Raw genomic sequence first — 21,577 nt, 5'->3', positions numbered from 1 at the left:
TTATTCTCCCTGTTGGAGCGGGAGGGGAAGGGACCCCTTCATCTGGCTCCAATTCTCCGGGGGGCCGGTGGCCCTGCCCCCCAGCCGGATCAATCCCTGAGGCTCTCTTCGCGCAGGCCGTCGGCCAGCAGGTTCAGACCAAGAACCAGCGTCAGCAGGGCAAAGGCAGGCGGCAGCGCCGGGTGCAGGTAGATCGACAAGAGCTTGCGCCCGTCATTGATGGTCGATCCCCAGTCCGGGCTTTCCGGCGGCAGGCCGAGGCCGAAGAAGCCCAGGGTCCCCAAGAGGATCGTGGTATAGCCGATGCGCAGGCAGAAATCGACGATCAGCGGACCGCGGGCGTTGGGCAGGATCTCCCACAGCATGATGTACCAGGGGCCTTCGCCGCGGGTCTGGGCGGCAGCCACATAGTCGCGGGTCTTGATGTCCAGGGTCAGGCCGCGCACGATCCGGAACACCGTGGGCGAGTTGACGAAGACCACCGATACAAACACCACCAGGATGCCGCCGGGAATGTCGAACATATCCATCGCCCGGGGCAGGCCCCAGATCGCGTATTCCGGCGTGTTGATCAGATAGCCGCCGTTCGAGACCAGCTGCAGGTAGAACCAGATGATTGTGCCCAGCACAACCGGCAGCAGCCAATTGCGCACTTTCGGCCGGGTGTAGTAGCGCGAGTTCAGCAGCACCCCGACAAAGATGATCGGGAACACGAACAGCACGATGGCCATATAGTTCGGAACACCGGTGGCGACGATTTCCGGGGTCACCAGCAAGTAGAACAACAGGATCACCGGGAAGGCCAGGATCAGGTTGGCTGCAAAGGACAGGATGGTGTCCAGGCGGCCGCCGTAATAGCCTGCGGGCAGGCCCAGGGTGATGCCGACCATGAAGGCGAACACCGCGGCCATCGGGGCAATCTTGATGACTTCCCAGGCACCTTTGACCAGACGGCTGAACACGTCGCGGGCCAGGTTGTCACCGCCCAGCAGATACCATTGGTACTGGCCTTCTTCGGGGTTGCGCAGCGGCGTGCCGGGCACCTTGTTCTTCATGCCGGAAAGCTGGCTCAGCGGGTCATGTGTGATAATCATGTCCATGGCGCCGTAGATGCCGGTGAACACCCAGAACATCACCAGGCCGAAGCCGATCATGCCGATGGGGCTGTCAAACAGCTTGCCGTACAGGCCGAGCCGCCGTTTGAAGCCGATGGAGAAAGCATAGAGGATTACCAGGGAAATCCAAACCGGAGACAGCTGGTAGACAATACGCCCTGCAATTTCAATTGCGCTAATAGGTTCCATTCTCTGCTGCCTTCCTTATGAGATCCGGATACGCGGGTTCAGATACACATAGCCGATATCCGAGATCAGCTGGGTGATCAGAACCACGAAGACTGAGACCACAGAGACGGCCAGCAGCAGTTCGATGTCGTTGTTGCCTGCGGCTTCCACCAGAATCCAGCCGAAACCCTTGTAGTTGAACAGGGTCTCGACGATCACCACACCGTTCAGCAGCCAGGGGAACTGCAGCATGATGACGGTGAAGGGGGCGATCAGCGCGTTCCGGAGCGCGTGCTTCAGAACGATGTTGTGAAAGCTCACCCCCTTGAGGCGGGCAGTGCGGATGTACTGCGCGGTCATCACCTCGGTCATCGAGGCGCGGGTCATCCGGGCGATGTAGCCCATGCCGTAGAGCGCAATGGTGAGAACCGGCAGGAAGAAGTTTTCAAAGTTCGGGTTGTCCATCGCCGAGGTCGCGGTGCCCTTGAACCATTTCAGGCCGACGGTGGAGGATGTGAAGACGGCGATAAAGATAACCCCGGACACATATTCGGGCGTCGCCGTGGTCAGGATTGAAGCGGTCGACAGGCTCCGGTCCGTGACCGAGCCCTCGCGCATCCCGGCCAGGACACCTATGATCAGCGCCGATGGTATCATCAGCATCAGCACCCAGAACATCAGGCGGCCCGTATTGCCCAACCGCTCTGCGATGATTGAAGAAACATCGTCCTTAAAACGGGTGGAATAGCCCCAGTCGCCCTGCAGAATACCGCAGAAGGTAGAGGCTTCGGCAGCCACTTCAGCCGAGACGGTGCCGGTCATGCAACGGCCGCTGAAGCCGTCTTCGGACTCGCGGGTCCAGCCAGGCAGCACGCCCAGCCATTGACCGTATTTCGAGACCATGGAACCGCCGTAGCCATTGGCGTCCAGCCAGCTGGCCACGGCCTCATCCGACATGCGGAAGTTGCCCTGGGTCTTGGCGAGTTTCTCAAGGTTCGGGTAGAGGTTTGTCAGGAAGAACACGATGAACGTCAGGCACAGGGCCGTCAGCAGCATCACGCCTGAACGTCGGAGAATGAAAAGTCCCATAGGGTCCCCTGTCAGTCTGGCGGATCGGACCCGGTTGCTGGTGCGGGTCTCTTATCGTCTTGGCTGGGAAGCACCGCCCCATCCGGGGCGGTGCGGGAGCCAGGAGCCTGGAAGGGCTTGGCTTAGGCAGCCCAGCCCCACTTGTAGTGATGGTGCTCGAAGGACACGTGCATGTCCGCGCCGGCAACGCCTTCGCGCATGTGGCGGTAGAGCGAACGCCAGTAGGGCTGGATGGTAACGCCTTCCTCCTGGATCAGCGCCTGGCCCTTGGCAGAGATTTCGCGGCGCTTGTCGGCGTCGGCGATCGACAGGGCTTCTTCCAGCAGGGCGTCGAATTCAGGGTTCGACCAGCCGAATTCATTCCAGGCTTCACCGGACTTATAAGCCAGGGCCCAGATCTGCACGCCCAGCGGGCGGTGGTTCCAGTTGGTCGAGGAGAATGGGTATTTCACCCAGTCGTTCCAAAAGGTCGAACCAGGCAGAACGGTCCGCTTTACCTTGAAACCGGCGTCGCGCAGCTGAGCGGCCACGGCGTCGGTGGTGTTCCGGCGCCAGTCGTCATCAATCGACAGGATTTCATGTTCGAAATCCATCATGCCGGCTTCTTCCATCAGCGCACGGGCACCTTCGGGGTCCACCTTCTGCGGCGGCAGTTCGGCGTATTCCGGATGGATCGGGCCGACATGGTGGTTTTCTGCAGGTTCACCACGGCCGCCATAGCCCAGTTCAAGACAGACGGAGTTGTCGACGGCCATTTGGATCGCGTTGCGGACGCGTTTGTCAGCATAGGGTTTCTTGCCGTCGATTTCTGCCAGCTGGTTGGTGCGGACCACGATCGTGGACATGGTCACAACTTCGGAACTCTTGTAGCCGAGGCCGTCCATCACGTCGATGAATTCACCAACCGATTCATAAAGCATGTCGACTTCATCGGATTCCAGTGCAGCCAGCCAGGACGACGGGTCGGTGCCGAAATCGACGTATTCGATGCGGTCCAAAGCGGGCTTTCCGTGAACCGCTTCACCCCACCAAGTGTGATTTTCGTTGCGCACCAGGGTCGCCTTCACGCCCACGTCCAGCTCAGTCAGCAGGTAAGGGCCGGTGCCGACGTTGGACAGGAAATCATTGGTCTGGAAAGACGAGTGGACAATCGCCGCCGGATAATCCGCCATGCCCGCGATCAGCGAGATGTCGGACATCGGCAGGTTCAGTTTCACGGTGTGGCTGTCGACCACCTCGATGCCGCCTTCAACCACCTGGCCGGAGTCAGCGTCGATCAGGGTCCCAAACCGGCCGGCCATCGAATTGCCTTCCAGCCCTTTGTCACACCAGGCGGCGATATTGCGGGCAACATCTTCGGCAGTGAAATCGTCGCCGTTGTTCCATTTGACACCCTGCCGGACGTTCAGCGTGTAGACGGTGGCGTCCTCGTTGACCTCCCAGCTTTCCAGCAGCATGCCGGTGAAGGAGCCGTCGTTGTTGTATTCCACCAGGTACTCTTGGGTTCCGCGGGACAAGTTGCCCATTTCGGACCAGTCATAGGTGCGTGGGTCCTTCAGCGGCTTGACCAGCATCTGAACGCGCAGGGTGCCGCCTTCCTGCATGCCCTCGGCAGCTTTGACCGGCGCGGCCATGCCGATCATGCCGTAGGCAGCTGTTGCGGTTACACCAAGTGCGGTGGCGCGGGTTAGGAATTCACGGCGGTCAAGCTTGCCATCGAGCACTTCCTTTGCGTGCATCTTGGCGGCCCAATGTACCGGTGCCCCATTAATTGTGTCATTGGTCATTTAAGTCTCCCTGTTATACCGTTTGGTCATTTGTCTTGCGAAACGGATTTTGATCCAGCGGAGTGCCGGGCGTTTTAGCTAAGCGCTTAGGATTAAAGTTTCCCCATAGCTGTATTCGGGCAGAGATATGCCGTTTCGTCAATGCACAGTTTCGGCGTTTGAAGGTAAAATTACGACATTCGGGGTGTCGTTTTCCCGATTTGAAACGGTATGCTGCTGAATACTGTTCAAAACTGCCCAGTGGCCGGGGCGAAATCCGCACTTGACGGAAAACATGCAAGAATCTGCAGGCGGATCAAACTATTGCGACTTGTTGCGGGCCGCTTTGCGCAATGCGCTGGGTGTTTGCCCGGCGTGCTGGGAAATGAAGCGGGTGAAATAGGCGGCGCTGCCGAACCCAAGCTGAGCAGCAATGTCGCGGATCGGCAGGTCAGAGCTGATCAGCAACGTGCGGGCGGCATGCAGCTGGCGCTCGGTCAGCAGGGCTGCGGCGGTTTTGCCAGTCTCGGCCTTGCAGACCCGCGTCAGGTGGGTTGGCGTCACCTTCAGCGCAGCCGCGTGACCGGCTATGGCGGCCTGGGCGCCGGGCAGGCCGGCGATGCGGCGGCAGTAGGCGTGGCACAGGCGTTGCGCCGCGGTTTGCCGGGCAGCCGGGCCGGCGGGGTCCGGCTGCCGGTGCAAGGCGATTGCAGCAAGTTCGCAATGGGCCTGAATAGAGCGGTGCCAGAGAGGGTCCTGCGCATCCTGCTCGCGGCTGATCGCTTCGAAGAGGGCGGTCAGCCTGGCCTGGTCCTGAAGGCTGGTGAACCGTTTCTGAACCGGCGTATCGGGGAATGGCAGCGGCAGCGGGCCGGATACCGACAGAACCTGCCCCAGGCACTGGCGGGTGAATTCGGCGGACCACAGCGTTCCGGCCGGAAGGAAGATAGCAGTGTAGGGGCCAAAGCCGCGCTGTACGCCATTGACGCAAATTCGCCCCTGTCCGCGGGTGATCCAGATCAGCAGGTGTTCGCGGCGGGTGTGCGCCAGCCCGGTTTGCCAGGCGCCGTCGGGGGCAAGCCTGAATAAGGGCGCGGCGTGAATGTCGCCGGACAGGTTCGGATCAAATGGCATCAGAAATCTTAGGCGCAGAATTTAATGTGATGTGATGCAAAAGGGCATGAAACCCTGATTCTGGCAAGTTTTCGCCGGACGGAACGGAAAACGTCTAAATATTTAGGGATTGTGCCGGCAGGCTGGCCGGCGGCGGCGCTCAGGCCAGCGTCACCTGCTGCCAGTTTTTCATGCGGGCGCGGAACCAGCTGCGCTGGCGTTTGGCGAACCGCCGGGTGGCGATGGCAGCGCGTTCTTCAGCCTCCGCCAGCGTTATCCGGCCCTGGGCGCAGGCCATAAGTTCGGGAACGCCGATCGCCTTGCAGGAGGGCAGGGCGGGGTCGTAGCGGTTCTGCATCGCGCCGATTTCATCCATAGCACCCTGATCCAGCATCTGGCCAAAGCGTTTGCGGATGCGGGCCTCCAGCCAGGGTTTCTCTGAATTGAGCACCAGGGCGGTGCAGCCGGACAGCGGCAGCGCCGGGGCCGGGGTATCATCCTGCCAGCTGGCCAGCGGGCGGCCGGTGGCCTTCAGCACCTCCCAGGCGCGCTGCACCCGGGCCCGGTTCTGCAGGTCAATGCGGGATGCAGTATCGGGATCCAGCTCTGCCTGCAGCGCCTCAAGGGGCAGGCTGTCGCCTTCGGCCCGCACTGCGGCCGGGGTGGCGGGAATGTCTGCCATGCCTTCGGTCAGAGCGGTGAAGTACAGGCCCGTGCCGCCAGTGATGATCACCCGCTCAGGCCCGTTCAGCAGCTCCAGCACCTCGCGCAGCCAATGGCCGGCGGAATAGTCTGCATCATAGGGTACATGCCCGTACAGCGCGTGGGGCGTTTGCGCTTCTTCCTCAGCCGAAGGGCGGGCGGTGATCACCCGCCAGCAATCGTAGACCTGGCTGGCATCGGCATTGACGATGATGCCGCCCTGGCGCGCGGCAATCTCCAGCGCCAGCGCCGACTTTCCCGAAGCAGTGGGCCCGGCGATCAGCACAGGCAGATCCGGGTTGATGTCAGGCAGGTTCATTCAGGCGCGATCCGTCTCTTAAGTCGCGTTCCGCAATACTGTGCGGAAAGCGCGCTGCGCGGATTGAAACCGGCAGCGATTTGCTTCATTTTACGCGCAAACTAACCCTCACATCTTCTGGAGTGCAACATGCCTCAACCGCAAGACAAGCCGGAGCTGCATCCGGCCGCCGCCTATAAACGCGTCATGCTGAAAATTTCGGGCGAGGCTTTGATGGGCGATCAGGGGTTCGGCCTGCATCCGCCGACCGTGCAGCGCATCGCCCGCGAAGTGAAATCCGTGCAGGAGATGGGCGTCGAGATCTGCATGGTGATCGGCGGCGGCAACATCTTCCGCGGGCTGTCCGGTTCCGCCCAGGGCATGGAGCGGACGACTGCTGATTACATGGGGATGCTGGCGACAGTGATGAATGCGCTTGGCATGCAGTCGGCGCTGGAAGAACTCGGGGTTTTCACCCGGGTGATATCGGCGATCCGCATGGACGAGGTGGCAGAGCCCTATATCCGCCGCCGCGCCGTGCGCCATTTGGAGAAAAAGCGGGTCTGCATCTTTGCAGCGGGCACCGGCAACCCGTATTTCACCACCGACACTGCTGCCACCCTGCGGGCCAATGAAATGGCCTGCGAGGCGATCTTCATGGGCAAGAACGGGGTCGATGGCGTCTATGATAAGGACCCGAAGGAACATGCCGATGCCGTCCGCTATGACGAGATCAGCTATGATGAAGTCTTTGCCAAACGGCTGAAGGTGATGGATGCGTCGGCCATTGCGCTGGCGCGGGACAACAATCTGCCGCTGATCGTGTTCCCGCTGGATGAGCCGGGCGGCTTCCGTGGCATCCTGGCCGGCGAAGGCACCTATACAAAGGTGCACGGCTAAGTTGTAATTCAGGTTTGATGAATGACGCGGGCCCATTGCGGCCCGCGTTTTTTGTTTCCTGCACCGGTGTTCCCTCTAGCAAGGAAGTGCAATTCCGTGAAATCGCCTGACGGCAAACTAAATTTCCTGCAGGATAGGAGAGGCCGCCAAGGGGCAATATGCGGTTCCGGGGGCGGCAAATCCTGGCCGACATCGCTATACATCAGCCTTCCAATGTCTTATGAGCCAATGGAAGACCGCCTCAGATAAGGGGAGAGAGCAGCATGTCTGATGATTTTGAACTGGATACCGACGACCTGAAGCGCCGTATGGACGGTGCCATGGCCAACCTGCGGACCGAATTCGCGTCCTTGCGCACCGGTCGGGCCTCTGGCTCGATGCTGGAGCCGGTGATGGTGGATGCCTATGGCTCGATGACGCCGATCAACCAGGTCGGCACTGTGAACGTGCCGGAACCGCGCATGGTCACCATCAACGTCTGGGACAAGGGCCTGGTCGGCAAGGTCGAAAAGGCGATCCGCGAATCCGGGCTGGGGATCAACCCGCAGCTTAACGGCACCATCATTATGCTGCCGATTCCGGAGCTGAACGAGGAACGCCGCCGCGAACTGACCAAAGTAGCCGGCCAGTATGCCGAGCATGGCCGGGTTGCGATCCGGAACGTGCGCCGCGACGGCATGGACCAGATCAAGAAGGCCAAGGCCGACGGCATGTCGGAAGACGATCAGAAGTTCTGGGAAGCCGAAGTGCAGGAGCTGACCGACAAGATGATCAAAGCTGTGGACGAGGCGCTTGAGACCAAGCAAGCCGAGATCATGCAGGTCTGACCGGCAGTATGCCAGGAGATGCAAATCCGCAATTGAGCGCCGCCGGAAACTCTCCGGCGGTCCGTTCCGGCCCGCGCCATGTGGCCATCATCATGGACGGCAACGGCCGCTGGGCGCAGGCCCGCGGGCGGCCGCGGCTGTTCGGCCATCATGCCGGCGCGCGCCGGGTGCGTGAAGTTGTCGAGTGCTGCCCGGGTCTGGGCGTGAAATACCTGACCATCTTTGCCTTCTCGACCGAGAACTGGAAACGCACCCAGACCGAGGTCGCCGGCCTGATGAGCCTGTTCCGGCGCTATATCTCCAAGGAGATGAACGCTTTGGCGGACCGCAATGTCCGGGTGCGCTTTATCGGCGACCGGGTACGGCTGGATGGCAAGCTGATCGACCTGATGGACAAGCTGGAACAAAAGACCGAAGGCAACGACGGCACCCAGCTGACCATCGCGCTGAACTACGGCGGCCGCGACGAGGTCGCCCGTGCCACCAAGCGGCTGGCACAGGATGTGGCGGATGGCCGGCTGGATCCCGGCAAAGTCGATGAAGAAACCCTGCCGCGTTATTTGGACACCCATGTGCTGCCGGATCCGGATCTGGTGATCCGGACCAGCGGCGAGGCGCGGATCTCGAACTTTTTGCTGTGGCAGTCGGCCTATGCGGAATACGAGTTCATCGACACGCTGTGGCCGGATTTCTCCGGCGAGGAGCTGGCCAGGCTGTGCAACAGCTATGGCCGCCGGGACCGCCGGTTCGGGGCCGTTAAAACATGAGTGCTGCCAGGGGCCGCTGGGCGGACCTGCTGCCGCGGGCCTTGTCTGCCGTGGTGATGGTGGCGGTCGGCGGATATGCCGTGTGGGCTGGCGGGCTGGTGTTTAACGTACTGATTGCGCTGTGCAGCGGCGGCATGGTGTGGGAATTGGTGCGCATGCTCCAGCCTGCGCGCAGCGGCATTGCGCTGCAGCTTGGCGCGATCTCTGCTGTTGCGTTGCTGCTGGCGTCGCTCCTGCCCGCGCTTTGGGTGCTGCCGGTGCTGGCGGCCCCTGTGGCGGCAGGGTTCAGCCAGATCCGCGAGCGGCGGCAGTATTTCACCGGATTTGCCTTGTGGGTTCTGCTGGCGGGTTTCGGCTTTGTCTGGCTGCGCGGCCAGATGGGCTTGGCTTGGATGCTGTGGCTGGTCTGTATCGTCGTGGCCACCGACATTGCGGGCTATTTCGCGGGCAAAGCCCTTGGCGGGCCAAAGTTCTGGCCGCGGGTCAGCCCCAAGAAAACCTGGAGCGGCACTGCGTCGGGCTGGCTGGCGGCTGCCATCGTGGGCGCGGTCTTTGCCGGGCAGGCCGGGCTGGGTTATGGCATCGTGGTGCTGTCGGTGCTGTTGTCGATGGCGAGCCAGGCGGGCGATGTGGCCGAAAGCGCCTTGAAGCGGAAGATGGGCGTCAAGGATTCCAGCGGGCTGATTCCCGGCCACGGCGGGCTGTTCGACCGGTTCGACGGGATGCTGGGGGCTGCGGCGATGGTCCTGGCCGTGACCGCCCTCTGGGGATAACCAGACAGGAAGAACAATGCGGAAAGTCTCGATCTTCGGCGCGACGGGCTCGATTGGTCAGAATACCATCGACCTGATCCGCCGCGCGCCGGACGCTTATGATGTGGTGGCGCTGACCGGCGGCGCCAATATTGCGCGGCTGGCCGGGGACGCCGTTGCGCTGCGGGCTGATGTCGCCGTGACTGCCTATGACGACCGCCTGCCGGATCTGCGCGCGGCGCTGGAAGGGACTGGCGTCGAGGCCGCAGCAGGACAGGCGGCGCTGGTGGAGGCTGCCGCCCGGCCTGCGGATTGGATCATGTCGGCCATCGTCGGCGCGGCCGGCCTCGCTCCGGGGCTGGAGGCGCTGAAACACGGCACCACCCTGGCGCTGGCCAACAAGGAATCGCTGGTCTGCGCAGGCCGGCTGCTGCTGGAGACGGCCGCGGCACACGGCGCCCGGCTGCTGCCGGTGGACAGCGAGCATTCGGCGGTGTTCCAGGGGCTGGCGGGCGAAGACATTGATGCGGTCGAGCGGATCGTCATCACGGCGTCCGGCGGTGCATTCCGAGATTGGCCGCTGGAAGATCTGCCTACGGCAAGCCTGGCGCAGGCGTCGTCGCATCCCAATTGGGACATGGGGCAGCGGATCACTATCGACAGCGCGTCCATGTTCAATAAGGCGATGGAAGTTATTGAAACCCGGGAATATTTCGGCGTCCAGCCAGAGCAGATAGAGGTGCTGGTGCATCCCGAATCGCTGGTCCATGCGCTGGTTGGTTTCACCGACGGCGCGCTGATGGCTCATCTGGGTGCGCCGGACATGCGGCACGCCATCGGATACGCGCTGCATTGGCCGGAACGCCGGGAACTGCCGGTGGAGCGGCTGGATCTGGCCCGCATCGGCCAGCTGAATTTCCGCGCGCCGGACCCGGCCCGGTACCCGGCATTGCGCCTGGCTTATGACGTGATGGCGCGCGGCGGCATGATGGGCGCAGCCTTCAACGCTGCCAAGGAACAGGCACTGGATGACTTCATCTCAGGCCGTATCCGGTTCACTGACATGGCGGCCGTCACAGAGACCGCGCTGGAGCGCATGTCAGCGGAACGTGATCTCATTGATGCCGCAATGACACTTGATAACGTGACCCGGGTCGACCATCTCGCCCGGCAACAGGCGGCACGCGCCGCAGAAGAACGCATAGGGTAGATCTTTGGACGTACTTGCTTTTGTCCCGCAGTTTGGCGGTTTTCTTTATACGATTGCCAGCTTTGTCATCGCCTTGTCGGTGATCGTGGCAGTGCATGAATACGGCCACTACATCGTTGGCCGCTGGTCCGGCATCCACGCGGAAGTGTTCTCGCTGGGGTTCGGCCCGGTGCTGTGGAGCCGGGTGGACAAGCACGGCACCCGCTGGCAGATCGCAGCACTGCCGTTTGGCGGCTATGTGAAATTTCTTGGCGATGCCGATGCGGCCTCGGGCAAGGATGACCAGGCGATGCAGGCCGCGGCTGACGATCCGGCAGCCCTGCGCCGGACCATGCATGGCGCGCCGCTATGGGCCCGGACTGCAACTGTGGCTGCCGGCCCGGTGTTCAACTTCGTGATGTCGGCGATCATCTTTACCGCTGTGGCCATGTCCCAGGGCATCATGCGCGACCCGCTGACCATTGGCGCGCTGGCGCCGCTCCCAGGGGTCGAGAATGGCTTGCGGGAAGGGGATGAGCTGATTTCAGCAGGCGGGCTGGCGGTGCCAAGCTATCTGGAAGCCGACGCCTGGGAGGCCTTCCGCGAAGCCCTGCCGCAAGAGCAGCCGCTGGAGTATCAAGTGCGCCGCGGCGGCAGTGAGATCAGCGTCAGCGGGCCGTATCTTTACCCGCCCTATGTGCGCGGTGTGGTGCCGCGCAGCGCTGCGGCGGATGCCGGGTTGCAGCCGGAAGACGTGATACTGGCGATGAACGGCGCACCGGTGGTGTCCTTTGACCAGCTTAAGGCGCACGTCGAAGCGGCGGACGGCAAAGTGCTGGTGCTGGATGTCTGGCGGGACGGCCAGCAGGTTGAGATGGCGCTGGCGCCGCGCCGCACCGATGAGCCGCAGCCGGATGGCGGCTTCGCCACCCGCTGGCGGATCGGCATCATAGGCGGCCTGGCGTTTGAGCCGGCCACGGAATCCGCGGGCTTCGGCGCCTCACTGGCGGCCGGCACCTATCAGGTTTGGGCTGTGGTGGAGACCTCGCTGTCCGGGCTGAAACATATGATCACCGGCGCCATCAGCACCTGCAACCTGTCCGGACCGATCGGCATTGCCGAAACCTCGGGCGCGATGGCCAGCCAGGGGGCGGAGAGCTTTATCCGTTTCATCGCGGTGCTGTCGACCGCTGTTGGCCTGCTGAACCTGTTCCCGGTGCCCGCGCTGGATGGCGGCCACCTGATGTTCTACGCCTATGAGGCTGTGGCAGGCCGTCCGCCCAGCGACCGGGCGGTGCGGGTGCTGATGTCGCTTGGCATTGCCATCGTGCTGTCGCTGATGGTGTTCGCGCTTGGCAATGATTTGTTCTGCTGAGCGGACTGCACCGATACGATGACTTTGGGCGGCCATTTTGCCGCCCAAGTGCTGCCATATTCTCCCGTTAACTTTTTATCAATCCGCGGATTCCGCCAGGCAGGCATTTCGCGGACGGGTGGACGATAACTGGGGGATGACCATGCAGACACTCACGCAATCTTACCGGGGCCTGGGCCTGTTGGTCCGGCTCAATCGGGACCGCGCGCTGTCGGGTTTTGCCGTCCTGGGCGCCTTGACCGCCGGCGCCTGGCTCGCCACATTGTGATTCCTGCAACCGGCGCGCAAGCCTGCCGTGCCGGTTGCCGCCAGAATGCGCTTTGTTGGTTTTGACAAGCGCTTTCAAACCCGGTACGCACATCCCAAAGCTGCTATAATAATCGGGTTTTGAAAAATGGTTTGGGGGAAGTTCGCAGGCAAGTCCTGTGGTGAGCGCAAGACGGGCATCAACATCTTGTACCGTAAAGTTTCGGCTATTTCTCTGGCGGTTGCGCTGGGTTATGCATTGTCTCCGCTGCCGGCCGAGGCGCAAAGCTTCCGCTTCAATACGGTCCAGGTCGAAGGCAATCAGCGGATTCAGACGTCTACTGTTGTCGCCTACACCGGGATCGAACGCGGCCAGACCGTCAGCGCGGGCGAACTGAATGACGCCTATCAGCGCATCCTTGACAGTGGCGCATTTGAAACAGTGGAGATGGTGCCGCGCGGAAATACGCTGGTGATCAAAGTCACCGAATTCCCGACCATCAATCAGATCAGCTTTGAGGGCAACCGCCGTCTCAAGGATGCCTCCCTGGACCAGATTGTCGAATCCGCTCCGCGCCGGGTGTTCAACCCCTCGCAGGCCGAGCGCGACGCCGCCGCGATCGCCGAGGCTTACAGCGTTCAAGGCCGTCTGGCGTCGCGCGTGACACCGCGTATCATCCGCCGCAGCAACAACCGTGTCGACCTGGTGTTTGAAATCTCTGAAGGGGACACCATCGAGGTGGAGCGGGTCTCTTTCACCGGCAACCGGGTCTATTCCGACCGCCGCCTGCGCCGGATCCTGCAGACCAAGCAGGCTGGCTTCCTGCGCAGTTTCATCAACTCGGACACGCTGATCGAGGACCGGCTGGACTTTGACAAGCAGGTGCTGCGCGATTTCTACCTGTCGCGCGGTTACGTCGATTTCCGGGTGAACAGCTCCAATGCTGAAGTCACGCGGGAGCGGGATGCGGTCTTCCTGGTGGTTGATGTGACCGAAGGCCAGCAGTTCAAATTCGGCAATATTTCGGTGAGCAGCGAAATGCCGGAAGCGGATGCCGACCTGTTCAGCTCAACGCTGAAGATCAAACCCGGTGTGGTCTATTCCCCGACGCTGGTCGAGAATGCGATCGACCGGATGGAAGGGCTGGCTGTCCGCAATGAGATCGACTTTCTGCGGGTCGAGCCGCGGGTCACCCGCAACGACCGGGATCTGACCCTGGATATCGAGTTCGTATTGCGCCGCGGTCCGCGGGTGTTTGTCGAGCGGATCGATATCGAGGGCAACACCACCACGCTTGACCGGGTGATCCGCCAGCAGTTCCGCTCGGTGGAAGGCGACCCCTTCAATCCGCGGTCCATCCGCAACAGTGCGGAGCGCATCCGGGCGCTTGGTTTTTTTGCCAACGCGGATGTTGAGACCCGTGAAGGCAGCTCTTCCGATCAGGTGATCATCGATGTCGACGTCGAGGAGCAGCCGACCGGCTCCCTGAACCTTGGCGGCGCGTACTCGGTCACCGATGGGTTCGGGGTCAGTGTCGGTCTGACCGAGAACAACTTCCTGGGCCGCGGCCAGCGGCTGTCCTTCAATATCGCCACCGCAACGGAATCGGATTCCTATGTGCTGGGCTTTACCGAACCTTACCTCTTGGGGCGGGATCTCAAGTTCGATCTGGATCTGGGTCTGAATGAAACCGACTCCAGCTTCTCGGAATACCGCACCAAACGGATCTTCTTCCAGCCTGCGCTGACCTTCAACACAGGCGAGGATACCTCGCTTCAGGTCCGTTATACGTGGGATTCGGACGAGATGCTGTTCAGCGATAACGAGGATGACGACACTACTTCCTTCCTGGCGAGCCCGGTTATCCGCAATGAAATCGCGCAGGGTGAGCGTTCGTCGAGTGGCGTCGGGTTCACCTACCGCTATGACAGCCGTCTGACGGGCCTGGATCCGAATGCCGGGTTCCTGGTTGAAATCGGTGCGGACTATGCCGGGTTGGGCGGGGATTCAGAGTATATCAAGACCAAAACGAAGCTTGTCGCGCAGAAGAAGATTCTGAACGAAGAAGTCACGATCCGTGCAACCCTGGAGGCTGGCTCGTTCCAATGGGAAGGAAACGGCTCCAGCCGCTCGATTGACCGGTTTGTTCTGACCCCCACCATCATGCGCGGCTTCGAACCTGGCGGTATCGGTCCCCGCGATCAGTCCGGCGGCGCGCCTGGCAGAGGCAGTTACAATGACTTCCTCGGCGGCAACTACTATGCCGTAGCCCGCTTTGACGCGGAGTTTCCCCTTGGCCTGCCGGAAGAACTGGGGATGCGCGGTGCGCTGTTCTATGATGTTGGCAGCCTTTGGGGCCTGCAGAATGTGGACACATCCAACCCCGGTAGCGGCAATGCAAATGTAGTCGGACGCAGCCGGTCGTTCCGTCATGTCGTTGGCGTCTCTCTGCTGTGGACCACCGGGATTGGCCCGTTGCGCTTCAACTTTTCCAAAGCCCTCCAGAAAGAGGATTTTGACCAGGAGCAAAGTTTCGACCTGACCCTGCAGGCCCGGTTCTGAACTGGTGCAGAGGTCTGTGCCCAATTATCGGGCTGCGTTTGGTCTTGCCATAGCGCTGTCCGGGCCGGGGACAGTGCCGGCCCTTGCCCAGGAGCTGGTTTCACCGGCCCCCAATGCCGCCGCGGAGTTCCAATTGGGGCTGCCGCAGAGCGGTATCCTCACCATCCAGCCTGACCGGTTGTTTTCAGAAAGTGCCTTTGGCAAGCGGGTGGAGCGCGAGATCGAGGCCGAGGGCGCAGTGCTGACTGCGGAAAACCGCCGCATCGAGGCTGAACTGCGCGCCGAGGAGCTGGAGCTGACCGAGCGCCGCAGCGACATGGCGCCGGACGCCTTCCGCGCCCTGGCCGATGCTTTTGACCAGAAGGTGCAGGAAACCCGCCGCCGCCAGGACCAGAAGCTGCGAGAAATCAACCAGATGGGTGAGGACGCCCGGCGGGAGTTCATCACCGCTTCACTGCCGGTGCTGCAGCAGATCATGCGGGAAACCGGAGCAGGGGCGATTCTGGACCATGCGTCGGTCTTTCTGAGCGCCGATGCCGCTGACATCACCAGCCTTGCAATCGGCCGGATTGACGCGGTGCTCGGCGATGGCGCAACGGTTGAGGAGAGTGAGCGCTGAGCGTGCGAACTTGCCCAAGGGCCGTCTGCTTGCTAGGGACGGCACAGCATAATTGACGAAAATGGGAAACCACGCATGACCACCGAGCTGAAAAGTGCTGACATTCAACTGATCCAGCGGATCCTGCCGCACCGCTACCCGTTCCTGCTGGTCGACAAGGTGGTTGATATCGACAGCTACAAATCGGCCCGCGGCATCAAGAATGTCACCATGAACGAGCCGCATTTCCAGGGTCATTTCCCGGGCACGCCGATCATGCCCGGTGTCACCATTGTCGAAGCGATGGCGCAGACCGCGGGGGTGATGCTGGGCGTTGGCATGGACCTGGTCGATACCGATCTGCTGATCTATTTCATGAACATCGACAAATGCAAATTCCGCCGCAAGGTGGTGCCCGGCGACGTGCTGGAAATGCATGTGGAGACGCTGCGCGGCAAGCCGGGCGGCAAGATCTTCAAATTCCTGGGGCGTGCCACGGTGGACGGCGAAGTGGCCGCAGAAGCCGAATTCACCGCGATGGTTGATCGCCAGGCGGAGGGCGCCTGATATGGGCAGCATCCACCCAAGCGCGATTATTGAAGACGGTGCCAAAATCGGCGAGGGCTGCGAGATCGGCCCGTTCTGCCTGGTGGGACCTGATGTTGTGCTGGGGGACCGGGTTGTTCTGAAATCCCATGTGGTGGTCACAGGCGACACCGAGATCGGCGACGAAACCGTCGTTTTCTCCTTTTCGGTGCTGGGCGAGATCCCGCAGGATCTGAAGTTCAAGGGCGAGAAGTGCAAGACAGTGATCGGCAAACGCAACCGCATCCGCGAGCACGTGACGGTGAATGCCGGCACCGACGGCGGCGGCGGCGTGACCCGCATCGGCGACGATGGCTTGTTCATGGCCGGCTGCCATATCGCCCATGATGCTCAGGTCGGCGACCGGGTGATTGTGGTGAATTCTGCCGCAGTGGCGGGTCACTGCGTGCTGGAGGATGACGTGATCATCGGCGGCCTGTCCGGCATCCACCAGTGGGTCCGCATCGGCCGCGGCGCCATCATCGGCGCGGTCACCATGGTGACCAATGATGTGATCCCCTACGGCCTGGTGCAGGCGCAGCGGGGCGAACTGGACGGATTGAACCTGGTCGGCCTCAAGCGCCGCGGTGTGGCCCGCAGCGACATCACGGCCTTGCGCGCCGCGTTTCAGATGCTGGCCCAGGGCGAGGGAACTTTTCAGGAGCGCGCCAAACGCTTGGGGGACGAGGCTGACAGTGAATACGTGCAGCGGATCGTCGCCTTTATCACCGGCGGCAGCGACCGCTCTTTCCTGACCCCGGGGGGCTGAGGTTATGCTGGCAGTGATTGCAGGCACCGGCGGGCTGCCGGCCGAAGTCGTGTCCCGCGTCCCGGGAAGGCCGCTGGTTTGCGCGATGGCAGGGTCCGAACCTGATGCGGTGGATGCGGAAATCACGTTCCGGTTTGAACAGCTGGGATCTTTTCTGGAACGCTTGAAGGCCGCAGACGTGACAGAGATCTGCATGGCGGGCGCGGTGCGCCGCCCCGGCATCGACCCTTCGGCCATAGATGCCGCCACGATGCCGCTGGTTCCGGTGCTGCAGGCTGCGCTGGCCGCTGGCGACGACGGGGCCCTGCGCGCCATTATCGGTATTTTCGAACAGGCCGGGTTCACAGTCCTTGCCGCCCATGAGGTGGCGCCGGATCTGCTGATGTCAGAAGGCGTGCCGACCAAGGTGCAGCCGGGCGAGCTGGACAAGGCGGATGCTGTGCGGGGCGCCGAGATTGTCGCTGCCATGTGTGCGGCTGATATCGGCCAGTCCTGTGCCGTGCGCAAACAGCAGGCAATCGCGGTCGAAAACATCTTTGGCACCGACTGGATGCTGGCCTCGCTGCTGCATCGCCCGGACGGGCAGGGCGGATTGCTGTTCAAGGCGCCGAAACCGGCGCAGGACCGCCGCGCTGACCTCCCGGCTATTGGCGTCGGGACGGTGGAGGCCGCAGCCAAGGCCGGCTTGTCCGGCATCACACTGGAAGCAGGCGGCGTCATTGTGCTGGACCAGGACGCGGTGATTTCGGCCTGTGACCGGCTTGGCCTGTTTCTGTGGCTGCGCGCGCCATGAGCCTGCGGGTGTTCATCCTGGCCGGGGAGCCTTCGGGCGACCGGCTGGGCGGGGCACTGATGGCAGGGCTGAAACAGCTTGCACCCGGAGTGCGCTTTGACGGCATCGGCGGCATGCTGATGGCTGAGCAGGGGCTGGCCTCACGGTTTCCGATGGACGAGCTGTCGGTGATGGGGCTGGCCGAGGTGCTGCCGAAATACCGCCATCTGAAACGCCGGATCCGGGAAACTGCCGATGCGGTGCTTGAGACCAGGCCGGATGTGCTGATCACCATCGACAGCCCGGATTTCTCTCTGCGGGTGGCACGGCTGGTCAAAGAGCAAAGCAATATCCGCACGGTTCATTACGTGGCGCCCTCGGTCTGGGCGTGGCGCCCGAAGCGGGCGGCAAAAATGGCAGAGGTCGTCGACCATGTGCTGGCGCTGCTGCCGTTTGAGCCGCCCTATATGGAGGCGGCCGGGATGGCGTGCGATTTTGCCGGCCACCCGGTAGTCGCCGAGCCGCAGGCCACGCGTGAAGAGATTGCTGCGTTCCGGCAGGAGTTTGGTCTGGGGGATGCGCCCTTTGTGCTGGCGCTGCCAGGCTCGCGGCGCTCTGAGATATCGCGGCTGGCGCCGGCCTTCGGGGCTGCCTTGAAGCAGTTTCTGGAGACGCATCCGGGTTATCAGGTGGTTGTTCCTGCCGCCGCACCGGTTGCAGGGCTGGTGCAGGAGACCTTGCAGAGCTGGCCTGAGGGCACTGTCCTGATCGACCCGAACATAATTGAGCCTGCCATTGCCAAAGCCCACAAACGCGCCGCCTTTGCGGCAGCGGATCTGGCGCTGGCGGCCTCTGGCACGGTGTCGCTGGAGCTGGCTGCCGCGGCCACGCCGATGGTGATTGCCTACAAATTCCAATGGCTGACCTGGCAGATCATGAAACGCATGGCGCTGATTGATACCGTGACGCTGGTCAATCTGGTGAGCGATACCCGCGTGGTGCCGGAATGCCTGGGACCGGAGTGCACGCCGGACAACATCGCTGCCCGGCTGGCTGCGGTTTCAGCAGACCCAGGCGCGCAATTGGGCGCCATGGACGTGACCATGCAACGTCTTGGCAAAGGCGGTGAAGAGCCTGGCCTGCGCGCCGCCCGCGCGGTTCTGGACCGTTTGCCCAGCCGGTAGGGCGGGAGCGCGGCGGAGGCTGATGCCTCCGCCGCGCGGCTTCTGGTGGCGCGGGCGCTGCGCGCCCGCGCGGGGCATGCCGCAGCGATGGAGCAGAACACCTGCGTTCCGGCAGGGACGTTGAGCTCTAGAATACTTGCTGGGAAGCGCCTAAGGACAGGTCTGCCCTCAAGCGCATGTGCATTTTGTTTCAAGGCTTCCGCGTCAAGGACTGGCTGAATTGGCTCGCCGAGGCTGCGCCTTCCTTGCCGCGGTGTTGCCGCGTGACGCTTCAGTAGCCGCGCCAAATCCAGCCGCCGCCAAAGATGCGGCTGCCCTCCGTCGCGTAGAACACGCAGGCCTGGCCGGGCGAGACGCCTTCCTCCGGGGTCAGCAGTTCGACCTCGGCGGTGGTGTCGCTCAAGGGGCGGATAATAGCCTCGCGCGGAGGACGGGTGGAGCGGACCTTGACCTTCACATGCCATTCATCCTGAGAGGTGAAGGGCGCGTCGCCCAGCCAGTTGATCTCGCGCACAGGGATTGTGCGGGTCGCCAGCAGTTCCTTGGGGCCGACAACAACCTGCTTTTTGTCCACGTCAAGCTTGACCACATACAGCGGTTCGCTGAGGCCGCCGATGCCAAGGCCGCGGCGCTGGCCGATGGTGTAGTGCAGGACTCCGTTGTGGCGGCCCAGCACGCGGCCGTCGGAATGGACGATGTCACCCGGTTCCGCAGCACCGGGGCGCAGTTTTTCGATTACCCCGGCATAGTTTCCATCCGGCACAAAGCAGATGTCCTGGCTGTCGGGCTTGTCTGCCACGGCCAGCCCGTATTGCGCCGCCATCTCCCGTGTTGCGTCCTTGGAGGGCAGATGCCCCAGCGGAAAGCGCAGGTAATCCAGCTGTTCCGGAGTGGTGGAGAACAGGAAGTAGCTCTGGTCGCGGTTTGCATCCTCGGCACTGTGCAGCTCCGGCCCGTTTGCCCCCATCTTGCGCTGGATGTAATGGCCGGTGGCCATGCAGTCGGCGTCCAGATCCTTGGCGGTCTCCAGAAGGTCCTTGAACTTCACCCGTTCGTTGCAGCGGATGCAGGGAACCGGGGTCGCACCGGCCAGATAGCTGTCGGCGAACTCGTCAATCACCGCATCCTTAAAAATGTTCTCATAATCCAGGACGTAATGCGGGAAGCCGCGTTCTTCGGCGACGCGCCGCGCGTCGTGAATATCAATACCGGCGCAGCAGGCGCCTTTCTTGGCCAATGCCGCGCCGTGATCATAGAGCTGCAGCGTCACGCCTACCACGTCATAGCCCTGATCGGCCAAGTATGCAGCAACTACAGAGCTGTCGACGCCGCCCGACATGGCCACCACCACGCGGGTTTCCGAGGGCGGTTTGGCAAAGCCGAGCGAGTTTAGGTTTGAGTCGTGGTCCAGCGCCATGGGGCAGCTCCTGAAGGCAAGGGGGCAGGCGCCGCAGAATATAGGAAAATCCTACAGACTCTCAAGGGCCGTGGTTCACGTACCGTTAAGCCTGATCGGAAATTCTTACTCCAGACCCAACGAGCAAGATCTTCAGCGGGAAGTCAGAGGTAAGAAAGATGTTTTTGAAGAAAGTTGACGGGCCGCGCGCCGTCACCCTGCCGGATGGCACCATCATGACCCGGGCGGACCTGCCGCCGGAAACCACAAAGCGCTGGGTCGCCTCGCGCAAGGCCGCGGTGGTGCGCGGTGTTCTCTACGGCCTGCTGCCGCAAAAGGAGGCCATGCAACGCTACGGGCTGAGCGAGGAAGAGTTCCGAAGCTGGGTCGCGGCGGTTGCAGATCATGGCGAAGAAGCCCTGAAAACCACACGTCTCAAAAAATTCCGGGCACCGGAAGCAAAATAATCAGAGCCGCCCTTGAGTTGCATTTGTAAATTAACCATCATGGTAACGAGGCATTAACTTTTTTCCACCAAGGTTAACGGGACCTGAGGGAAACAGTGTACAGGCGGAGAAAATAATATGCGCATTCTGCTGGTTGAGGATGATCCAACCACGGCCAAAAGCATCGAACTGATGCTGACCCATGCCAACCTGAACGTCTACTCGACGGATTTGGGGGAAGAAGGGATCGATCTGGCCAAACTTTACGACTATGACCTGATCCTGCTGGATCTGGGGCTGCCCGATATGAACGGCCACGAGGTCCTGCGCCAGCTGCGCATGTCCCGCATCGAAACGCCCATTCTGATCCTGTCCGGTGCCGATGATACCGACAATAAGATCAAGGGCTTCGGCTTCGGCGCGGACGACTATCTGACCAAGCCTTTCCACCGCGAGGAACTGGTGGCGCGGATCCATGCGATTATCCGCCGGTCCAAAGGGCATTCGCAGTCTATCATCAAGACCGGCAAGATCGCGGTCAACCTGGATGCCAAGACAGTCGAGGCCGATGGCAAGGCGGTGCATCTGACCGGCAAGGAATACCAGATGCTGGAGCTTCTGTCCCTGCGCAAGGGCACGACGCTGACCAAGGAGATGTTCCTGAACCATCTTTATGGCGGCATGGATGAGCCTGAACTGAAAATCATTGATGTTTTCATCTGCAAGTTGCGTAAGAAGCTCAGCAACGCAACAGGCGGCGAGAATTACATCGAGACTGTCTGGGGCCGCGGCTATGTTCTGCGCGACCCGCAGGAAGATCACATGTCAGGCGGACCAAGGTTGGCTGTCGGCGCCTGAAAGGACGATCACCCGGGCGGCACGTGACCCCGTGCCGCCGGTTACAAGGACCTGCCGGCTGGCGGGTCTTTTTGCTTTGTGCAGCTTGTTGCCGCGGGC

21 protein-coding genes are annotated in these 21,577 nt (G+C 62.0%); 15 read left to right on the top strand and 6 right to left on the bottom strand.

From position 1 onward, the window contains the following. Positions 1-89 precede the first annotated feature (89 nt). From METH_RS09790 to miaA, 5 genes are all read right to left on the bottom strand, one after another. Positions 90-1,304 (bottom strand): ABC transporter permease, encoded by a 1,215-nt coding sequence (locus METH_RS09790; RefSeq protein ID WP_024090302.1) that lies wholly within the window; start codon positions 1,302-1,304, stop codon positions 90-92. Between the two features lie 15 nt (positions 1,305-1,319). Next, entirely contained in the window at positions 1,320-2,372 is a 1,053-nt protein-coding gene (locus METH_RS09785) for an ABC transporter permease (protein ID WP_024090301.1), read from the bottom strand. Positions 2,373-2,494: 122 nt separating this feature from the next. After that, positions 2,495-4,159: an ABC transporter substrate-binding protein gene (locus METH_RS09780; protein ID WP_024090300.1), complete on the bottom strand. Its 1,665-nt coding sequence runs from the start codon at positions 4,157-4,159 to the stop codon at positions 2,495-2,497. A gap of 300 nt (positions 4,160-4,459) precedes the next feature. Next, positions 4,460-5,272, bottom strand: a complete 813-nt coding sequence (locus tag METH_RS09775) for a helix-turn-helix transcriptional regulator (RefSeq protein WP_024090299.1) — start codon at positions 5,270-5,272, stop codon at positions 4,460-4,462. A 139-nt stretch (positions 5,273-5,411) separates the two neighbouring features. Next, the gene (miaA, locus tag METH_RS09770; RefSeq protein WP_024090298.1) at positions 5,412-6,272 is read right to left on the bottom strand and encodes a tRNA (adenosine(37)-N6)-dimethylallyltransferase MiaA; all 861 of its coding nucleotides are present in this window, start codon (positions 6,270-6,272) and stop codon (positions 5,412-5,414) included. Between the two features lie 129 nt (positions 6,273-6,401). Here miaA and pyrH point away from each other — a divergent pair, with 129 nt between their 5' ends. The 13 genes from pyrH to lpxB all read left to right on the top strand — a co-directional run bounded on the left by pyrH (position 6,402) and on the right by lpxB (position 18,778). Continuing rightward, positions 6,402-7,151, top strand: a complete 750-nt coding sequence (pyrH, locus tag METH_RS09765) for a UMP kinase (protein ID WP_024090297.1) — start codon at positions 6,402-6,404, stop codon at positions 7,149-7,151. A 263-nt stretch (positions 7,152-7,414) separates the two neighbouring features. Next, positions 7,415-7,978 carry a ribosome recycling factor gene (frr, locus tag METH_RS09760; protein ID WP_024090296.1) on the top strand — a complete coding sequence of 188 codons (564 nt, stop codon included), beginning with the start codon at positions 7,415-7,417 and terminating at the stop codon, positions 7,976-7,978. A gap of 8 nt (positions 7,979-7,986) precedes the next feature. Then, positions 7,987-8,745 (top strand): undecaprenyl pyrophosphate synthase, encoded by a 759-nt coding sequence (locus tag METH_RS09755; protein WP_024090295.1) that lies wholly within the window; start codon positions 7,987-7,989, stop codon positions 8,743-8,745. Further along, positions 8,742-9,518, top strand: coding sequence for a phosphatidate cytidylyltransferase (locus METH_RS09750; protein ID WP_024090294.1), 777 nt, complete (start codon positions 8,742-8,744; stop codon positions 9,516-9,518). The genes METH_RS09755 and METH_RS09750 overlap by 4 nt, the downstream gene beginning before the upstream one ends. 16 nt (positions 9,519-9,534) lie before the next feature. Then, positions 9,535-10,707: a 1-deoxy-D-xylulose-5-phosphate reductoisomerase gene (gene dxr / locus METH_RS09745; protein ID WP_024090293.1), complete on the top strand. Its 1,173-nt coding sequence runs from the start codon at positions 9,535-9,537 to the stop codon at positions 10,705-10,707. A gap of 4 nt (positions 10,708-10,711) precedes the next feature. Further along, positions 10,712-12,061, top strand: a complete 1,350-nt coding sequence (gene rseP, locus METH_RS09740) for an RIP metalloprotease RseP (RefSeq protein WP_024090292.1) — start codon at positions 10,712-10,714, stop codon at positions 12,059-12,061. A gap of 142 nt (positions 12,062-12,203) precedes the next feature. Next, positions 12,204-12,329: a hypothetical protein gene (locus tag METH_RS24805; RefSeq protein WP_024090291.1), complete on the top strand. Its 126-nt coding sequence runs from the start codon at positions 12,204-12,206 to the stop codon at positions 12,327-12,329. 126 nt (positions 12,330-12,455) lie between these two features. Further along, positions 12,456-14,870: an outer membrane protein assembly factor BamA gene (gene bamA / locus METH_RS09735; protein ID WP_024090290.1), complete on the top strand. Its 2,415-nt coding sequence runs from the start codon at positions 12,456-12,458 to the stop codon at positions 14,868-14,870. Positions 14,871-14,943: 73 nt separating this feature from the next. After that, positions 14,944-15,489 (top strand): OmpH/Skp family outer membrane protein, encoded by a 546-nt coding sequence (locus tag METH_RS09730; RefSeq protein WP_245602978.1) that lies wholly within the window; start codon positions 14,944-14,946, stop codon positions 15,487-15,489. A gap of 75 nt (positions 15,490-15,564) precedes the next feature. Further along, complete coding sequence (fabZ, locus tag METH_RS09725) at positions 15,565-16,035, top strand: 3-hydroxyacyl-ACP dehydratase FabZ (protein WP_024090288.1); 471 nt, start codon at positions 15,565-15,567, stop codon at positions 16,033-16,035. Position 16,036: 1 nt separating this feature from the next. After that, complete coding sequence (gene lpxA, locus METH_RS09720; RefSeq protein ID WP_024090287.1) at positions 16,037-16,822, top strand: acyl-ACP--UDP-N-acetylglucosamine O-acyltransferase; 786 nt, start codon at positions 16,037-16,039, stop codon at positions 16,820-16,822. A gap of 4 nt (positions 16,823-16,826) precedes the next feature. Continuing rightward, positions 16,827-17,615 carry an LpxI family protein gene (locus METH_RS09715; RefSeq protein WP_024090286.1) on the top strand — a complete coding sequence of 263 codons (789 nt, stop codon included), beginning with the start codon at positions 16,827-16,829 and terminating at the stop codon, positions 17,613-17,615. Further along, a complete protein-coding gene (gene lpxB, locus METH_RS09710; protein WP_024090285.1) occupies positions 17,612-18,778 on the top strand; it encodes a lipid-A-disaccharide synthase in 1,167 nt (388 codons plus the stop codon). The genes METH_RS09715 and lpxB overlap by 4 nt, the downstream gene beginning before the upstream one ends. A 271-nt stretch (positions 18,779-19,049) precedes the next feature. On the opposite strand, the gene mnmA is transcribed toward lpxB, so the two are convergent. Beyond that, complete coding sequence (mnmA, locus tag METH_RS09705; RefSeq protein ID WP_024090284.1) at positions 19,050-20,195, bottom strand: tRNA 2-thiouridine(34) synthase MnmA; 1,146 nt, start codon at positions 20,193-20,195, stop codon at positions 19,050-19,052. A gap of 158 nt (positions 20,196-20,353) precedes the next feature. Here mnmA and sciP point away from each other — a divergent pair, with 158 nt between their 5' ends. Together sciP and ctrA are read left to right on the top strand one after the other, a co-directional pair. Then, positions 20,354-20,641 carry a CtrA inhibitor SciP gene (gene sciP, locus METH_RS09700; RefSeq protein WP_024090283.1) on the top strand — a complete coding sequence of 96 codons (288 nt, stop codon included), beginning with the start codon at positions 20,354-20,356 and terminating at the stop codon, positions 20,639-20,641. Positions 20,642-20,758: 117 nt separating this feature from the next. Beyond that, positions 20,759-21,478 carry a response regulator transcription factor CtrA gene (gene ctrA / locus METH_RS09695; protein ID WP_024090282.1) on the top strand — a complete coding sequence of 240 codons (720 nt, stop codon included), beginning with the start codon at positions 20,759-20,761 and terminating at the stop codon, positions 21,476-21,478. Positions 21,479-21,577 lie beyond the last annotated feature (99 nt).

Origin of the sequence: Leisingera methylohalidivorans DSM 14336, assembly GCF_000511355.1 — a bacterium.
In the GTDB taxonomy this organism is placed as follows: domain Bacteria; phylum Pseudomonadota; class Alphaproteobacteria; order Rhodobacterales; family Rhodobacteraceae; genus Leisingera; species Leisingera methylohalidivorans.
The sequence above is the reverse complement of the archived record's forward strand: the minus strand, read 5'-3'. Positions and strand labels throughout refer to the sequence as shown.

Excerpts from the sequence above, each read along its gene's own strand:
- frr (WP_024090296.1), top strand. The coding sequence starts at position 7,415 with ATGTCTGATGATTTTGAACTGGATACCGACGACCTGAAGCGCCGTATG.
- pyrH (WP_024090297.1), top strand. The coding sequence starts at position 6,402 with ATGCCTCAACCGCAAGACAAGCCGGAGCTGCATCCGGCCGCCGCCTAT.
- lpxA (WP_024090287.1), top strand. The coding sequence starts at position 16,037 with ATGGGCAGCATCCACCCAAGCGCGATTATTGAAGACGGTGCCAAAATC.
- METH_RS09775 (WP_024090299.1), bottom strand. The coding sequence starts at position 5,272 with ATGCCATTTGATCCGAACCTGTCCGGCGACATTCACGCCGCGCCCTTA.
- METH_RS09755 (WP_024090295.1), top strand. The coding sequence starts at position 7,987 with ATGCCAGGAGATGCAAATCCGCAATTGAGCGCCGCCGGAAACTCTCCG.
- dxr (WP_024090293.1), top strand. The coding sequence starts at position 9,535 with ATGCGGAAAGTCTCGATCTTCGGCGCGACGGGCTCGATTGGTCAGAAT.
- miaA (WP_024090298.1), bottom strand. The coding sequence starts at position 6,272 with ATGAACCTGCCTGACATCAACCCGGATCTGCCTGTGCTGATCGCCGGG.
- sciP (WP_024090283.1), top strand. The coding sequence starts at position 20,354 with ATGTTTTTGAAGAAAGTTGACGGGCCGCGCGCCGTCACCCTGCCGGAT.
- METH_RS24805 (WP_024090291.1), top strand. The coding sequence starts at position 12,204 with ATGCAGACACTCACGCAATCTTACCGGGGCCTGGGCCTGTTGGTCCGG.
- METH_RS09715 (WP_024090286.1), top strand. The coding sequence starts at position 16,827 with ATGCTGGCAGTGATTGCAGGCACCGGCGGGCTGCCGGCCGAAGTCGTG.
- fabZ (WP_024090288.1), top strand. The coding sequence starts at position 15,565 with ATGACCACCGAGCTGAAAAGTGCTGACATTCAACTGATCCAGCGGATC.
- METH_RS09750 (WP_024090294.1), top strand. The coding sequence starts at position 8,742 with ATGAGTGCTGCCAGGGGCCGCTGGGCGGACCTGCTGCCGCGGGCCTTG.
- METH_RS09780 (WP_024090300.1), bottom strand. The coding sequence starts at position 4,159 with ATGACCAATGACACAATTAATGGGGCACCGGTACATTGGGCCGCCAAG.
- METH_RS09785 (WP_024090301.1), bottom strand. The coding sequence starts at position 2,372 with ATGGGACTTTTCATTCTCCGACGTTCAGGCGTGATGCTGCTGACGGCC.
- lpxB (WP_024090285.1), top strand. The coding sequence starts at position 17,612 with ATGAGCCTGCGGGTGTTCATCCTGGCCGGGGAGCCTTCGGGCGACCGG.
- METH_RS09790 (WP_024090302.1), bottom strand. The coding sequence starts at position 1,304 with ATGGAACCTATTAGCGCAATTGAAATTGCAGGGCGTATTGTCTACCAG.
- mnmA (WP_024090284.1), bottom strand. The coding sequence starts at position 20,195 with ATGGCGCTGGACCACGACTCAAACCTAAACTCGCTCGGCTTTGCCAAA.
- bamA (WP_024090290.1), top strand. The coding sequence starts at position 12,456 with ATGGTTTGGGGGAAGTTCGCAGGCAAGTCCTGTGGTGAGCGCAAGACG.
- ctrA (WP_024090282.1), top strand. The coding sequence starts at position 20,759 with ATGCGCATTCTGCTGGTTGAGGATGATCCAACCACGGCCAAAAGCATC.